14 protein-coding genes are annotated in these 14,753 nt (G+C 70.9%); 6 read left to right on the top strand and 8 right to left on the bottom strand.

Annotation, left to right across the window (positions count from 1 at the left end; all coding sequences use genetic code 11):
- The first annotated feature begins 419 nt into the window (after positions 1 to 419).
- From ACFYY2_RS32120 to ACFYY2_RS32100, 5 genes are all read left to right on the top strand, one after another.
- On the top strand, positions 420 to 635 hold the full coding sequence (locus ACFYY2_RS32120) for a hypothetical protein (RefSeq protein ID WP_388749565.1): 216 nt from the start codon (positions 420 to 422) through the stop codon (positions 633 to 635).
- A gap of 7 nt (positions 636 to 642) precedes the next feature.
- Positions 643 to 2,142 (top strand): helix-turn-helix domain-containing protein, encoded by a 1,500-nt coding sequence (locus tag ACFYY2_RS32115; RefSeq protein WP_388749563.1) that lies wholly within the window; start codon positions 643 to 645, stop codon positions 2,140 to 2,142.
- A gap of 895 nt (positions 2,143 to 3,037) precedes the next feature.
- On the top strand, positions 3,038 to 3,619 hold the full coding sequence (locus ACFYY2_RS32110; RefSeq protein ID WP_388749561.1) for a hypothetical protein: 582 nt from the start codon (positions 3,038 to 3,040) through the stop codon (positions 3,617 to 3,619).
- A 13-nt stretch (positions 3,620 to 3,632) separates the two neighbouring features.
- Entirely contained in the window at positions 3,633 to 4,646 is a 1,014-nt protein-coding gene (locus tag ACFYY2_RS32105) for a helix-turn-helix transcriptional regulator (RefSeq protein WP_388749559.1), read from the top strand.
- Between the two features lie 418 nt (positions 4,647 to 5,064).
- Positions 5,065 to 5,382: a hypothetical protein gene (locus ACFYY2_RS32100; RefSeq protein WP_388749557.1), complete on the top strand. Its 318-nt coding sequence runs from the start codon at positions 5,065 to 5,067 to the stop codon at positions 5,380 to 5,382.
- A gap of 403 nt (positions 5,383 to 5,785) precedes the next feature.
- Here ACFYY2_RS32100 and ACFYY2_RS32095 read toward each other — a convergent pair whose 3' ends face one another.
- From ACFYY2_RS32095 to ACFYY2_RS32075, 5 genes are all read right to left on the bottom strand, one after another.
- The gene (locus tag ACFYY2_RS32095) at positions 5,786 to 6,364 is read right to left on the bottom strand and encodes a hypothetical protein (protein WP_388749555.1); all 579 of its coding nucleotides are present in this window, start codon (positions 6,362 to 6,364) and stop codon (positions 5,786 to 5,788) included.
- Positions 6,365 to 6,494: 130 nt separating this feature from the next.
- Positions 6,495 to 6,665, bottom strand: a complete 171-nt coding sequence (locus ACFYY2_RS32090) for a hypothetical protein (RefSeq protein ID WP_388749553.1) — start codon at positions 6,663 to 6,665, stop codon at positions 6,495 to 6,497.
- Positions 6,666 to 7,228: 563 nt separating this feature from the next.
- Positions 7,229 to 8,038, bottom strand: coding sequence for a hypothetical protein (locus ACFYY2_RS32085; protein ID WP_388749551.1), 810 nt, complete (start codon positions 8,036 to 8,038; stop codon positions 7,229 to 7,231).
- A gap of 705 nt (positions 8,039 to 8,743) precedes the next feature.
- Positions 8,744 to 9,547: a hypothetical protein gene (locus tag ACFYY2_RS32080; protein WP_388749549.1), complete on the bottom strand. Its 804-nt coding sequence runs from the start codon at positions 9,545 to 9,547 to the stop codon at positions 8,744 to 8,746.
- Between the two features lie 92 nt (positions 9,548 to 9,639).
- Complete coding sequence (locus ACFYY2_RS32075) at positions 9,640 to 9,831, bottom strand: hypothetical protein (RefSeq protein ID WP_388749547.1); 192 nt, start codon at positions 9,829 to 9,831, stop codon at positions 9,640 to 9,642.
- Between the two features lie 513 nt (positions 9,832 to 10,344).
- Here ACFYY2_RS32075 and tpg point away from each other — a divergent pair.
- On the top strand, positions 10,345 to 10,902 hold the full coding sequence (gene tpg, locus ACFYY2_RS32070; protein ID WP_388749545.1) for a telomere-protecting terminal protein Tpg: 558 nt from the start codon (positions 10,345 to 10,347) through the stop codon (positions 10,900 to 10,902).
- Between the two features lie 19 nt (positions 10,903 to 10,921).
- Here the strand turns inward: tpg and ACFYY2_RS32065 are convergent, their stop codons facing one another.
- From ACFYY2_RS32065 to ACFYY2_RS32055, 3 genes are read right to left on the bottom strand one after another with little or no spacing between them, the layout of a single operon-like run.
- Positions 10,922 to 12,124, bottom strand: coding sequence for a hypothetical protein (locus tag ACFYY2_RS32065; protein WP_388749543.1), 1,203 nt, complete (start codon positions 12,122 to 12,124; stop codon positions 10,922 to 10,924).
- Positions 12,121 to 12,870 (bottom strand): AAA family ATPase, encoded by a 750-nt coding sequence (locus ACFYY2_RS32060; RefSeq protein WP_388749541.1) that lies wholly within the window; start codon positions 12,868 to 12,870, stop codon positions 12,121 to 12,123. Before ACFYY2_RS32060 ends, ACFYY2_RS32065 begins: the two co-directional genes overlap by 4 nt.
- Positions 12,870 to 14,690, bottom strand: coding sequence for a Mu transposase C-terminal domain-containing protein (locus tag ACFYY2_RS32055; RefSeq protein ID WP_388749539.1), 1,821 nt, complete (start codon positions 14,688 to 14,690; stop codon positions 12,870 to 12,872). Before ACFYY2_RS32055 ends, ACFYY2_RS32060 begins: the two co-directional genes overlap by 1 nt.
- Positions 14,691 to 14,753 lie beyond the last annotated feature (63 nt).

Below are 14,753 nucleotides of genomic sequence, written 5' to 3'. Positions count from 1 at the left end.
TCAGCCCCAACGAATACGAACGCCGCCACCACGCCGCTAAGCTCACGCTCGCCGCGTGATCAAAGACGCGTGTCCACCACCACGGGGGAAGGCCCAAATGCCCGTCGAAAGGTGGGACGCAACTGCGGAAAGAAGCCCGCACCACCGCGGTTGAGCAGGCACGATCCTCAAGAAGGGGCCGACCTGGGACTGGACCGCCTAAGGGACACACCTGCGGATTGCGTGCCTGGGGGTTAGTGCTGCGGGCCGGGATGCTGCAACATCGCTAACCACCCCGGGGCGGCGGCAACCGTCCCGGCGCACCATCAGCACGGCCCGCAATTCCTGCAGTTGAGCCCGCAGTACGTGTAGTTGAGTCCTTCCGTCCGTGCAGTTGAGCCCTTCCTTGTAGTTGAGCTCTCAAGTAGTTAGGCAGTGAGTTGAACAAGGAAACGTGCGGCACCTCGCGTCCGCTGACGGCGCCCGAGGCAGCCGTCCTCATCGTGATCATTATCGTCGCCGCCGCCCTGGCTGCCGCCGGTCTGCCGGCCGTCAGCGTGCTCGTCCTGGTCGTGGAGGCCGTGTCCCTGGGGCTCCGTCTCCTGGTGAGGCTGCGGCGCGATCGTGCCGTGGCGGTGCGGCCCGCGCAGGCCTGAGCGTCCGATGGCGCGCCGAGAGAATCCGGTTCCTCCGTGCAGCCGGTCACTGCTGGCTCTGGTGACCTGGCTGCGCAGCGGCAGGGCCGATGCTGCTTTGACCTATGGGCAGCTCGCCGCTCGTACCGAGTACAGCGCGGACACTCTCGCGCGCGCCGCTTCGGGGCGCAGTGTGCCGCAGAATCTGACGGTGGTCCTCGCCTACGCCGCGGCCTGCGGTCTCAGCACGAAGGAAGCCGAGCGGCTGTGGAAGCACGCCCGGCGCGACGAGGCCCGCACGCAGAGCGTGCTCAGTGGCCACCGGTCCGGCGTGCACATCAGCGTCGTCAAGGACTTCGCCGACCTGCACGGAGCGATCGTCGACCTCCACCACGACGACGGCAGACCGCCCCTGCGCTCCCTGGACGCCCGTCTGGGCGGTCTGGGGCGGCTGCCGCACAGCACGGTCGGACGGGTCCTCAAGGGCAGCTCCACGCCCACCCGGACGTTCGTGGCGGCCTTCGCCGAAGCGTGCAACGTCCGCAGGAGCGAGCTTCCCGAGTGGACCAAGGCGTGGGACCGGGCGGACGCCGACCGGCGCAGCAGCCGGCTGCGCTCACGCCGGCGCCCGGCCGCGCAGCAGAGCTGGACCGTCCACGACCGGGTCACCCCGAGGGACCTTCAGCTGCTGATGAGTGAGCTGGAGTCCACTGCGCGCAAGGAGCCCGCTCTCAAGATCCTGGTGCACGTGCCCGATCCGTCCACCGCCGACGAGGACGCCGCCGCGCGGATGAGCCGCGAACTCCTCATCGACCAGGCGCAGCGCCGCGGGGAGCTCGCCTGCCCCCAGTGCCGCCGGCCTTCGTTCGGATACGACGACGGACAGGGCTGGGTACCGCAGCTGTGCTCAAGCTGCGCACCCGAAGCCCTCGCGTCCGGATCGCGCGGTGCCCCTCCTTCGCGCCCCGGCACCGGCACTCTCCCGCTGGATCCGCACACCCTCGCCGGCATCACCCCGCCCGTCCCCCCAGTGGACACCCCCACCCTGTCCCTGCGCGTACCCGGCCTCGGCGGACGGCCTCCTCTTCCCCGGCGGACCTCCGGGGCGTGGCCCCGTCCCGCAGCCCCACCGACGGCGCCACCGCTGAACGGCGACTGGATGGCGCCCCGGCGCGGACCGGCAGCGCCCCACCCGCGCGCCCCTGCCCAGACTCCTGCCTTCGCCGAAGGGCCTCCCTCAATGTCCTCCCTTCCGCCAGAGGTCTGCACGATGGGGGCCGACTGCCCCGTGCACGCCGAAGGCCATCAGCCGCAGGACCAAGCCCCCCGGACGGAATCGACCCTGACCACTCGGATCCGCATCAACCTCCCCGGGTCCAGGGTCATCCCGCCCATCGTGATGCGCGCTCCCCCCAAGCCTGGGCCAGGCACGCCTGCTCCCAGCGCATCACCCATGGCCAGCCCGTCCGGCACGGCCCGTCTTGATGGAAAGGAATCCTGCGGCCCGGCCGCGCAGGAGGACGGCTGACTCTCTGGTGCTGTGCGTCGGTGACGTCCGGCCTGTCAGGGACCAGCGGCAGCAAGGGGTGCGGGCACGGAGGGTGGTCGCCTCTCGGCGGAGGGCTCCATGGGGCTTCAGCCGAACGATCTTCCCCATGGGCTATAGGTGAGGCCCGGGGACACTGTCCCCTCCGCACCCACAACCAGTTGAGCCGACAACAGGCCGGGGTTGTTCCAGAGCGTGCTGCCACCGGCCGGTGATCCGGACCACAGGAATGCCGGTAGCCGGCCGGTCATTGACGGGATCGAGCAGCGGGGCGCGCCACCGGTGCCCGGAGCCGGGACGGGAGAGCGGCCGCCGCGCCTCCTCCCGGCCAGGTCGAACGACTGTCCGGCTTCGCGAGGTGATGGACGTGGCGCGGGCGGTTGCGGGCCTGGCGGTGTGTAGCGCTGAGGTGACGGTGCCGGTCGCGGGCGGGGGGCGCTCTGCGAAGTGGACCCGGGTGGTGTGTACATGGATGCGACGTGTCGTCAGAGTGCGCCGGAGCGCCGGTGGTACGGGCTGGACGATGCTGGTCGGGAGGTGGCGCCATATGCATGGTCGCATGGTCAAGTCCAGTCAATTCGAGCCTTGTTCACTCGTAAGTGATCAATGACCGCACTCTGACCTGGCCGTACCGGGCCGTAAACATCGAAGGCGGACAAGAAGCGGCTATCTGGCGTAGTCACGCGCGCCTGCGGTAGTGCAGACTGAGAAGGCCTTCGAACGTCGGGGGCACTCTTTGCCGAGAGTGCCCAGTGAGACCGGTGATCGCTGGCGAGTCCAGGTCGGTGAAGGGGCCTGCGCAGATCGTCGGCGCAGGCCCCCGATCCTCAGTTCTGCATCAGCAGATACGACAACGAGGATGCTCATGTTCAATCCCATGCGCCGTCGCTCTGCCGCGGCCGCCGCCACCCCGCTGCGCCGTGCGTTGCACGCCGCAGCCGTGACCTGCGCGAGTGTCGCGCTCGGGGCGGGCACCACGCTGCTCGGCGCGAACGCGGTCGAGGCCACGGGGATCGGTCTGGCCACCCTCCCGGTGGTCACGACGTTCTTCCCCGTGCCGCCGCGCGGTACCCGTACGGGCCGTCAGATCGCCTCCGGCGTGCAGGACTCCAAGGTGATCGACCAGACCGGGGCCTCGGTGACCGGCGCTGACGGGTCGCCGGCCGCGCCCATGGGCGAGGACGCCAAGGAGGCCTCCGCGCCGGCGCGCCACACCCCTGCTGCCACCGGGTCCCCCGCGGTCGCTGCGGCGGACGCCGGCACCGGCGCCGTCAACCCCGCGGTGGCGGACGAGACGGGGTACGACGCGGTGATGATCTGGGAGCCGAGGCTGCAGATCAAGCCGCGGGTGACGGTCTTCCCCGCCCACATCGAGGAGGAGAACACCGCCTCCCCGGCGCCGGTGCCGCCGCCCGTGCCCGACACCGGCACCGATGCCACGTCCGGCAACGAGAGCTGACGGGGGGATCGTCGTGAGCTCGGCACAGGGCCGCCCGCAGAAGCCGCTCCCGGCGGAGGGCGACCCCCGTGTCGCCGCCGTGGCGGAGACCCTCCGGGGTCTCCGCCACCGCGCGGGGCTCTCCCTGCGCCGCCTGTCCCTGGTGTGCAACTACTCCGCAGCCACCCTGTCCAACGCCGCCTCAGGCAAGGCCCTGCCACGCTGGGAAGTCATCGAGGCCTACGCCCGGGGCTGCTCGGCCACCCCCGCCGACCTGCAGCGCCTGAGGACGCTGTGGGAGCGGGCCACGGCCCCCACGGAATCCGGGGCCGGTGCCGAGGACAACGAGCCCTCCCCCACCGCCGGCGACCGCCTCCGGCCCGCCAAGACCCCGTCCAGGACCTCGGAGGACGACCCCACAGGCGTCAGGCGCAGCTGGCGTCCGCGCAAGCCGCACGCCAGTCCCGAGCTCTCCTTCGCCGACGCCGTCGCCACTCCCGACGAAGCATCCGGCAGGCCCCCCGCCCCGCACACCGTCCCCTCGCAGCAGCGCATTGGCTCCCCGCGCCCGGTGATGAAGCTGCGTGATCCCGGTGACTCCCTCGCCGGTGTGGTGCAGCAGGCGCACATGATCAGCTCTTCGAACCACCCCGCGCTGCAGTACTGCAGCACGCCCAAGCACTTCATCGACCTGATGGAGAAGCTCCGCACGACCAACGGGCTCTCGTTGCGCGAGCTGAGCGACCAGTGCAAGAAGAACGGCTACGCCGTCTCCAAGAGCACCCTGCACGACCTGCTCAACGGCCGGGAACTGCCAAGCACCGAGCTCCTGCACGCCTTCCTCCACGCCTGCGGGTCCGACCCCAACGACTGGATGGCCTGGCACCAGACCCGCACCCGCCTCAAGATCGCCCAGCTCCTCAACCGCCGCCAGGAGCCCCGTCACGTTCGCATGCTCTCCAGAGACCGCTTCACCCGTACCGCGGCCCTGAGCCTGCTCATGCTCATCCTCATAGCCGCCCAGGTCGTCTTCACACTCACCACCTGACCCGCCCGCCCGGAAGGAAAGGTCGCCCTCCGCCGGCGAGGGGCGGGCCGGGTCACCTCAGGGCTGCCGATTGTCGTCCAGGTCGAAGGGAGCGACGCTACCAAGCGCAGGCCAGGGGGCGAGAAACGTCGGACGCCCTGGTGGAGGCAGTTCACGACTGGGTCAGTCAGAAGCATCGCGAGCATGCGTAGGGCGTGTCCACCGGAACGGCAGCCGGGGCAGCGACATGGGCGGACGCCTGGATTCCTACGGACGGACCGGCGAAGCACCCGAAGACTCACGAGGCTCCTGGGTGGTGCTCACAGCACAAGGGAGCGCCCAGTGAACGGAGTTGGCGCGCCGAGAAAGTCTCACCCTTGGGTACCTTGCTAGGGTTAAACCCTTGCGATCAAGGCAAGGGTTACATCACGCTCAGCTCATGACAGAGAAGAAGCCCCGCCTCATCCCCACCGGTACGTGCTGGTGCGGTTGCCAGAAGGAAGTCGGCCTCGGCAAGTTCTTCGCTCCCGGGCACGACAAGGTCGCCGAAGCCGCTCTCGTCGCCATCAAGTACGGGGCCTCCGTACCCGAGTTCCTCCATAACCACGGCTACGGGCCCCACCACTCCGTCAGTGGCGCCGCTGTCGAGGCCGGCATCTGGGAGGAGTGCACCGAGTGCTCCAGCAGGCCTGGGTACCGAGGCACCGCCGAGAGCATCGCCAACCATAAGCGCAAGTACCACCGCGCCGGGCAGTAGGGATCGCAACCGCCTCGGAGACCGCCGCCCGCAACACCGTAGAGGCCGAGACGGCCACGGCCACCGCCGACCGGATCACGGTCGGACGTAGGCCGAGGGAATGGGGTGAGTGGCTCCGCTGGGTCCCTACCAGTGAGGGCTGGACCTCCCAGTAGCCACACACCACGGTGCCCCCGGCCAGGTTCAGTGGGGCCGGGGGCACCGCCGGAACGGCGGTGGTGCCGTCGGCCGGGCCGCAGCGTCATCCAGGTTTGTCCACGACGTGGCCTCCAACAGCGAGGCGAGCAAGTACGGCCAGCCGGACACGAGCTGCGATGCCGGGCTTCGCGTGGCCCTACAAGCCGCTCGGGCGGGCATCGTAGGTCTGATCGCAGCCGCGGCAAGGCGGCGAGAGCCGGATCCCCTACCAGCTGACGGCGCTCAGCCCGTTGCTGAGATCCGTCACGTCGGCTCCGGCCAGGACGTCACCGGGGACGGAGCCGAGCCGGTCCGTCGGCAACCGCACCTGGTCCGGGCGCGGACCGCTCGGCAGCCGGCCGTACAGGACCAGCGCGTCGTCGTCCTCCTCCGCCGTCTCGCCGCCCACGTCGACGAGCAGCGCGAGGGTCACCTCCAGCTCCCGCTGGACCAGTCGCTCGATGGCGTCCTCCACCCGCTCACGCTCCTTCTGGCTCAGCCCGCTGAGTTCGAAGGTAAGGATCTGAACCCCCGGCACCACATATCGGACATGGCACACCACATCCGTGTCGGCCGACAGCCAAAGCTGCAGGAAGAGCGGTCCGACCGACAGGCCGACAAGCTCGAGGATGCGCTCCGGGGGCAGCTTCACCTGCTCCCCCTCGACGTCAAGCAGCATTCCGCAACCCAGTGCCGGGTGTTCGACGCTCATGCCGCACTCGGCCAGGAGGCCGGTGACCGAGCGGAACCCGGACTCGTCCATCCGGCCGTCCCGGTACCAGGCCAGATAGGTCTTCGCAGCCACCGCCGGCACTCCTTGTCGTCATGGCCTCGCCTGCGGACACAACCGGCTCACGGACACCGGTCACCCTTCAAAGGCATCTGGCCGCAAGGGCGGCACGGGCGGCACGGGCCATCATTGCTCAGGCGGACGCCTAGGTCTCGTTCCGGTGGAGGTAGCACATCGAAGGGTCGTCCTCGTCACCGAAGAGATAGACGTACACCTCGCAGCCGTCAGCTAGGAAGACCAGCGACAGAGCAGGGCGAGGACGCAGGGCAGTCCGGCCGTCCCGGGGAACGAGGCGAGCGGAGTGAATCGCTGCCATGGGCGCTCGCCTCCACGTCATCGGCCTGGTCGGCTCCGGATGCGGCGAAGAAGGACCAGCTGCCGGACGACTGGGCCGCGGGGCTTTCGCAGTCCGACGCGACGGGCAACGCGTCGAAGTCCTCGGCGGTGAAGGTGTGATCTTCATGGAAGGTCAGGGACGTGCCCGCCTGGCTGGTCCACCGCCCCTCGACCTGCTCCTCGGACACCTCCGCTGCATAGATACCCGCAGCCCACCCGCAGGACACCGTCAGCACAACCGCCAACCCGAACAAGGCGACCGAACGCCACAACCGCTGGCACACACCAGCCCCTCCCTATATCCGCCGGGCAGCTGCCCACTGATGGTCTCACCGCCCGAACTCTGACCAGCCCCGCTGTGCAGACCTCTTCAGGTGCTCGCGAGGATCGTCGGACTGTGCCCGCAGCCTCCCGAGTCGGGCGGCCGGGAGGGAAGGCCCGGCAGCCGGACGGGGTGTTGTGCCCGCTCCCCGGCAGCCGGTTCCGGGCCGGCCGGGACCAGGGCAGGATCGATCATTTCGTGGAAGACCGCCTGACACCCGGCTACGGAGAGCCCATGACGGCCGGCCTCTCCCTCGTCCAGCAATCCGGCATGGTCGCTTCGCTTTTGCCTGTGGTGGGGGCAAGGGATGCGGGGGTGGTCCAGCACAGGACGAGGAGGTCCTGCTGGTAGCACAGCAGGACCAGGAGGAGGGGGCCTGCGGGCAGAGCCGCGAAAGCCGGGCAGGGCGGAATGCTGTGCGCGGGGGCGCCGGGTATGCGGCCGGCGGCGGGCGACAGGCTGGGCATCGGGGTGCGGCCGGTGCGGTCGGCGGCGGGCGGCTGCCGGCGGCCGTCGGTGGCGGTCGCGGGTGCCGTGTCGGAGGCGGTCGCGGTGCGGGGGGCCCGGCGGGCGGGGGTCTCGTGGGCGGTGATCGCGTAGGCGAACAGCACAATCGCGAAGACGGTGGTCAGGGCAGGGATCTGGCGGGCGAGAGGGCGCACGGTGCCGACCAGCACGGCCGTCCGCGGGGGGCGAGAGGGGCCGGGGCAGGTTCCGAACAGGTGGTGCATCTGGATGGAGTGCAGGCGGCGGCGCCAGTGGTGTGCGTCGAGCAGCCGCGCCGGGGGTGCGGGGCGAGCGTGGGCAGCACTGTGGTCGAGGCACGCCTGGACCAGGAGGGTAATCCGCTCGGCTGTACGCGGATCTGGTTCGCGGAGCCAGCGGCGCAGGGTGGCGGTGGATTTGTTCACCAGGCCGGCCAGAGCGTGGAGGGTCAGGCCCGCGTGCTGGGCGAGCTCGAGGACCTCGTGCCTGACCGTGTCCAGGCTCTGGTGGCATCCGCATCGGGGGACGACGTCTTCGTCGTTCACGTGTCTGTGGTTCCTTCACGCTCTGGGCAGTTGGCGTCGCGTATTGCGGTGCGCCGTCCCAGTTCCCCCGGCGTGCGGAGGTCCTGTTGGATAGCAGAACCCCTGAGCTCCTTCCAGGGTTCCCGGCCGGGGCTTTGGGCGGGAACTCTCAACAACTCCCCTGAGCGGTGCGGTGTTTGGGTGAAGGTGTTGTCCATCCGCTCCGGGTGAACAAAGAGGTGAGCGGGTGAACAATGCCAGGAGCGTAGGCATGTTGGCTGCCGTCACCGCAGGTCAGGGAAGCGGGACTGTTTGTACTGTTCAGAGTTGCCGTTGAAATGTCCGCTTGCCTAGCCGAACAAGGTCTGCGATCGTTCTACTGTTGTCATCACCTCGTGTGGTGCATCGCCGACTCGTTGTCTATTGACCTGGACGCCAGCGGCTCTGAGGCCCTTCGCCGGCAAGCGGAGGGCCTCAACGCTTGTCCGGCCACGGCGAACCGCGGCCTGGCACTCTCGCCGGCCTGGTATGCCCATAGTCGTTGTCCCGCGTGTGCCCCCGATCCGGACGCCCACGCCTGCCCAGCACCCTCTTTTCCCCTTCCTCCCCGGCAATACGCATGCACCCTTGCCTGTGGCCGACTGCGGCCCGCGGGGATGTGCCGAAGGGGCCCGCAGCGTGAGCTGCGGGCCCCTTCGTGGACGTTGTCGTGGGAAAACTGACGGGCTACGACATGGCGGCCACCCGTTCGCCCTTGGAGGTCAGCTCCAGGTCGACGACCGTCTCCTCGCCGGGAGTCTCCTGCATGTCCTCCACCGAGACCAGGCGTTCACGCCTGAGCGTGCGGATCGACTCGCTGACCGTATGAAGACGGCTGTCGTAGACGGCGCGCACATGACCCTCATGGTGGCTGACCATGAGCTCCGCGGTACGCGAGCCCTGGTCCCGGTCCGGCAGCGATGCGCGGACCGGGTCGGACGAGGAGGCGGCCCAGGCCGCCATCAGATACCCCAGCAGCTCCCTCTCCGGCGGAGTGAGGGCGACCGGCTTGATGGGCCTGCCGCCATGCCGGTCCCATCGGGTCTCGAACCCCCTGACCTGGGAGGTCAAGAAGACCGGGCCGGCCTTCAGCTGCGCCACCGCCGGCGGGAAATCCTCACGCTTGGCCAGCTGGGCCGCGCGCTGGCGCCCCACACCGAGCATGTCGGCGATCTCCGAGACCCCGGCGAGCTCAGGGACGATCGGCTCGGCATTACGCCGGTCGAGCTCCGCCTCGCTCATCAGCTCAACCCCGACCACGCTCTGCCCGGCGCCAGCAGCCTTCGCGGCAGCGGTGACCTCCCTAAGAGCGATGTCGATGGCCTGACGGGCGGTACCCGTATCCACCCACACCCGCGCCGACAGATTCCCGTTCGGCGCCATCCCCACGGCGGGCTCGCAGTCGGCCAGGCGCTCGCACAGATCCTCGATCACCGAATCGGCAACGTCGCGAGCAGCCAACTCGACGTAGACGCTCCACGCCTGAGACATTGTGTTCAACTCCTCTTCCTGAATTTCCTGTTCGTCATGGTCGAGGGGTTAACGGTCCGCCGGGGTGCCACCCGGCGGACCCCCCCTCGCTGCTACTCGTGGAACCCGTGCCGCTTCAGCGCGGCCTTCACATTCTTGATGGTGCGCGAACTCGACGGCGTACACGGCAGGTTGACCACCCACACCTTGTCCGCGAACACCGCGTAGTAGTTGCTCTTCAAGGGCCTGACCTCGAAGTTCTGGCGCTCCAACTTCTTGATCAGCTGCTGGATATCCTTGTTCAACAGTACCTCTTTCCCGCGACAACGTCCACCTTAATTATACCACTACCCTTGACAGCGGTAATAGTAAGTAGCATCCTGGCAGTACGGCCCTGACCCCGCCGCTCCCCCGCCCCGCACGCCGTGAGGCACCCGACGACAGCTTCCAGTCGCGACTGCCGCAGTCCCGCCGCGGCCCACGTCCCACCCCGCTCCTTCCCCGCCCGGCCCGGGGCAGGAGCCTCGCTCGCCGGGGCGCCCCGCGCAGGGCCCTGCCCCCAGAGCGTGGGCGCGGATCCGTTCAACAAGCCCCCCCTCCCCCGGCCGGGCCACAGCAGGAGGCCGCACCCCGGGCCGGCGGACGACAGGAAGCTGCCCGAGGGCTGTGGCGCGACAGCGGGGCCGGCAGGGGACGCTCTACCGCATTCGGGCCGCCGCGTCCCGGATACCCCGATTGCGGCCGCCCGGGCCCGCGGGGTGTGGGACTCATGGACCGGCAGGACTTCGAAACAGGTGCGGCAACAGGAGGACAGGAGCGTGGAGGAGATAAGCCAGGGACTGGAGCGGCTCCTGCACACACAGCCGCTTCCCCCGACGACAGCCGGCCGGCTGGAAACACTGCTGCGCTGGGAAGACGGCTCCACCCGGAAGGTCGCCGCCCTCCTGGGCGTCTCACAGCGGACCGTGCAGCGCTGGGTGACCCGCAACCCGGCGCGCCCCACCCGCCCCAGCGCCCGCCACCAGGAGACGATCGCGGGCCTCGTGCGGGCACGGTGGCAGCCCCGGATCCGCGCCCGCCGCCGGGCCGAGGCCGAAAAGCACGGGGTGATCGTCCACACCCGGGCCCGCTTCGGATTCCGCGCCGGTGCCGGCACCTCCGACGACCCCCGGCTGCGGCTCCTGACCGTGCACCTGGCCGGTGCGGTGACACGGGAGATGTTCACCGCCCTGGACGCCGGCGCCGACGAGGAACGCCACCGCCTGGCCCTGTCCCGTGCGCTGTCACACGCCTACTTCCGCAACAGCGGGCAACGCGCCCACCACCTGCACGTCGTCCTCGACGACATCGACTTCATCGACTTCACCCTCCCGTGACCGGGACCCGCACTCCTGGTCAGCGCACGGCCGCGGGCCCCCCGCCTGCCGAGCGCGTCTCGCTCCAGTCCCACACCACCGCCGAACGCCTCCTCGTACACCCGGGCAGGGGCGGCTGGGGCGGGCGCAGCCGGGCCGTTTCGGCCAGGCGCAGCACGGCGGGCCGCTGCCCGGGGGCCGCCAGCAGGTGCGGGGTGTGGGTCAGGTGGGTGTAGCGGGTGGCCGCGCGCAGGAACACGGCGGCCCAGGGCGGGACGGGGTAGGCGGCGCAGCCGTCGGTGAAGCGGGTGCGGTCGTGCAGGGCGAGCGTGGCCGGGTTCTCCTGGAAGTCGCCGGGACGGGCGGTGGTCAGCTGCTGGAAGGAGGCGCCGGTGAACAAGGCGGTGGCCAGGGCCGCGGCCAGCTGCGGGTGGGAACTGGCGCTGTGGATACGCCGGGCAGCCTCGGCGGCCTGTGCGGGCGTGAGCGCCACCGGTGCGGGCCGCTGTGCGAAGTGGATGGGGCCGGGTGTGCAGGGGCCCGGGCACGGGCTCGGACTGTCGAAGGAGACGAGCCGGTCCAGACAGGCCAACGTCATCCACCGGCCCGGTCCCGAGCGCACTGCCGCCGCGGCCTGCAGGACGGCCGCGGCCCCGGCTGCGGCGACAGTCCCGGGCACGGCCAAGGCAGAGGGCCCAGCGGCGGTCCCGGGCAGGGCGGCGGTGGGGGGTGCGGCCGCCGCCTGCAGGGCAGGCAGGGTGGGGGGTGGGGGGCTGCCGTAGTAGAGGGCGCAGGCCTCGGCCAGAGTGACGGCCACCGTGTGCGGCCGGTGGGCCAGGACGCGGTCAAGGACTGATGTAAGGCGGGGGCGGTGGAGGACCAGCGTCAGATGGATACCGGCCGTCTCCTGCAGATGCAGAAGCCGCTCGATGCGGCGGGAGGTGAGCCGGTGGGCGCGCAGCACGGTGAGACGGGTGACGGGCAGCGCACCCATCCAGGCAGTCGCGGCCTCCCAGACCGGCTGGCGGCCGCCGGGGAAACGGCCGGGCAGCTGCGGCGGCTTGCCCAACGCGGCCAGCAGGTCGTGCCCCAGAGCTGTTTCACCGCTCGTGCCCGGCCCCGGATGCAGCGTGACCCGGCCTGCGGCCAGGTCATGGGCGGCCAGCGCACGGTGGGTATGCGCGGCATCATCCGCGGCGTCCAGGACCACGGCCAGCCCGGACAGGTCCCCGGGGCTGTTCATGCCAGACGGCTGAACGCCCAGCGCAGCAGCTCCCGGTCCACCCGCGGGCGCCCGGTGCGAGCCAGGGCGGTGCGCAGGTGTGCGGTCAGCTGCGCCCAGGCACGGAAGTTGCCGTGCGCGGCCCGCTCGTCAGCGAAGACGAGATCAGCCGGATCCACGCCCTCCCACAAGGGGTGGAACAGCGGAATCACCTCCAGGACCTCGGTTGGGGTCAGACGGCTGAACTGCTGCCAGATGAACACGCGGGAGGACAGCATCGGCTCCCGGCGCAGCACCGTGTGCGCGCCGGCACCGCCGACGAAGACGATCGCAAGCTGGGTTGCGGGTTCGTCCCACAGGTAGCGGAAGTACTCGAACGCCTCCCCGTTCAGCCACTGGGCCTCATCCACGAGGAAGGTGCGGGGGCGTTCGGCCAGAGCGGTTTTCAGCAGGCGGTCGAACTCGCTGGGGTGGCGCGGTGGTTCACCGGCCAGGTCGAGTGCGGTGAACAACTCGTAGCGCACCGCACGGGCGGTCGGACGGGCCCGGAAAGTAACCCTGCGGACCTCCTCACCCCCGGACTCCTCCAGCTCCCGCAGACAGGTGTTGACCGCGAGGGTCTTGCCGTAGCCGGCACCACCGTGGATACACATCATGGCGCGGGCGGTGACGGTGTCGGTGATGTTCTCCCGCGCGGTGAGCAGGGCCCGGGTGGTGACCACGGAAGCGTCGGGCAGGTCGACGTACTGGTAGGTGGCCGCGGTCATCAGGCGTCTCCTGCGGGTCGGGAGTCGGGCTCCGGCGCAACGTCCGCCGACGGGTCGGCTGGAGCGGAGGCGGGCGGGGGTGGCGCTGTGCCGGCCGCAAGGGCGGGCGGGGTGCGCCAGTGCGCCGGAGGCGGGGCGGGCGGGATCAGGTCGGGCAGTGCCAGCCGTGCGACGTCGGTCCAGTCGGCGGCGAGTTCACGCTCGGCCTGGGCGGCCGTGACGGCTCCCAGCCGCTGGGCGGGCTCCGCGGTGGTGGTGGGGGCGAATCGCTGGCGGCGCAGGCGTTCGGCGGCCTTCGCGTCGGCGCGCAGGCGCCGGGCGCGCTCCGCGCGTGCCTCGCGCAGCGCCTGCAGTTGCTCGGGGGTGGCCGCGTCCGCGAGGTGCGCCGGGCCGAGGTGGCGGCCGCGGGCGTCGCAGACCTCGATCTCGTGGTCGTGGTGGGGCATGTAGCGCACGCGGACCTGGCGGCCGGCCTGGCCGGTCATCCACGCGGCGGTGTAGGTGCGGCCGCGCCAGCTCACGCCGTGGCTGGTCAGCTTCCGGGGCCGGCCGTCGTCCTCGAGGGTGAAGGCCCACAGGTCGGCGGCGGGGATGTCGGTGACAGGGGTCGGATCGGCCTGCCACGCCTCCAGCGGCGTACGGCCCGACAGGGCTTTCGGGCGGTGCACGGTGTTCCACCAGGTCGTCCACTCCAGGACCTCCGCGGTGAAGTCCTGGAACGACAGCGCGGACACCGCCCCCGCAGTACGTCCGCGCCGCTCCGAGCGGGGCCCGGTGGGCCCGGCGGTGTAGCCGGGCAGGGCAGCGAACAGCATCCGGTCCGCAGCCCGGTTGAGGCTTTCCACTGTGCCCTTCAGATGCGGGCTGTAGGCGGGCAGGTCCTTGACCGTCACGCCCATCGCGCCGAGCGCGGTGGTGACGGCGGCCGACAGGAAGTCCTTGCCCCGGTCCATCCTCACCAGTTCCGGCACTCCCCCGGCCGGGCCGTAGGGCTCGTCCCGCACCACTGCGGCGCGCAAGGCGGCCAGTACCGACGCGCGGGAGGGATGGCCCGGGGTGACAGCGGTACCGGTGATGACCTTGGTGGCGGTGTCGATGAACCAGGTGATCCACGGGCGCACCAGGTCGCCGTCGGCGTCGACCAGCAGCGGGGCCTGAACGTGGTCGGTCTCCCAGGCGTGGTTGCGCCATGACGGCGGCCGCTTGCCGAACACGTCATGGGCGCGTGCTGCCTCCGGTCCGATGGCGAGACCGGCGCGCTCCCCCGCCGTCAGATCGCGGCGCAGCGCGCGCAGGAACGTCGACAGGGACGGGACCGGATCCAGCAGCGGCACCTGCGACAGGGCTGCCCCGCCCGGAACAGCCACCAGGTCCGGCGAGACGGACACGCCAGTACCGGACGTCTGCGCGCGTACGCCCCCTGCCTCGGCCGCGGCACGCTCCATGAGCTGGCGGTGGACCGCGGAGGCGTTGCCGTGCCAGTACGCCAGCAGCACCCGGATCTCCGCGGTGATCTCGAACCTGCTCGTGTGGCGGGCTCCGGGGTGCGCAGCCGCCGCCGGGCTCCGGGACGCCTCGGCCAGCCACCGCCACACCGTGCGCTCCGACGCCCCCAGGCACTCCCCCGCCAGCCGCACGTGCTGCCGCGAAAGACCGCCCCGGGCCCGCAGCGCCAGCAGGCGGCGCACCGCAGGCGCCCGCAGCGCAACCAGCGACTGCTTCCCGAGCACGCCGGCCGGATCCCCCGGCGGCGGCAGCCGCTGCCCTCCCGCGTCAACGCCGAGGCCGCCGTTGATGTCCTGCGGTCCGCTGTCCGTCATCGCGCCGCTTCCCCTCCTCGCCGAACGGAGTGAGGTTGTCTGCCGTCGGAATCGGTGCGTCCC

This window comes from Streptomyces sp. NPDC001822 (genome assembly GCF_042892135.1).
GTDB lineage: Bacteria > Actinomycetota > Actinomycetes > Streptomycetales > Streptomycetaceae > Streptomyces.
Note: the sequence above shows the minus strand (reverse complement) of the source record. Positions and strands in the feature narration are given on the sequence as shown.

Bases quoted from the DNA above. Each gene is read 5' to 3' on its own strand.
- ACFYY2_RS32115 (WP_388749563.1), top strand. From the start codon at position 643: ATGGCGCGCCGAGAGAATCCGGTTCCTCCGTGCAGCCGGTCACTGCTG.
- ACFYY2_RS32110 (WP_388749561.1), top strand. From the start codon at position 3,038: ATGCGCCGTCGCTCTGCCGCGGCCGCCGCCACCCCGCTGCGCCGTGCG.
- ACFYY2_RS32100 (WP_388749557.1), top strand. From the start codon at position 5,065: ATGACAGAGAAGAAGCCCCGCCTCATCCCCACCGGTACGTGCTGGTGC.
- ACFYY2_RS32090 (WP_388749553.1), bottom strand. From the start codon at position 6,665: ATGGCAGCGATTCACTCCGCTCGCCTCGTTCCCCGGGACGGCCGGACT.
- ACFYY2_RS32080 (WP_388749549.1), bottom strand. From the start codon at position 9,547: ATGTCTCAGGCGTGGAGCGTCTACGTCGAGTTGGCTGCTCGCGACGTT.
- ACFYY2_RS32065 (WP_388749543.1), bottom strand. From the start codon at position 12,124: ATGAACAGCCCCGGGGACCTGTCCGGGCTGGCCGTGGTCCTGGACGCC.
- ACFYY2_RS32060 (WP_388749541.1), bottom strand. From the start codon at position 12,870: ATGACCGCGGCCACCTACCAGTACGTCGACCTGCCCGACGCTTCCGTG.
- ACFYY2_RS32055 (WP_388749539.1), bottom strand. From the start codon at position 14,690: ATGACGGACAGCGGACCGCAGGACATCAACGGCGGCCTCGGCGTTGAC.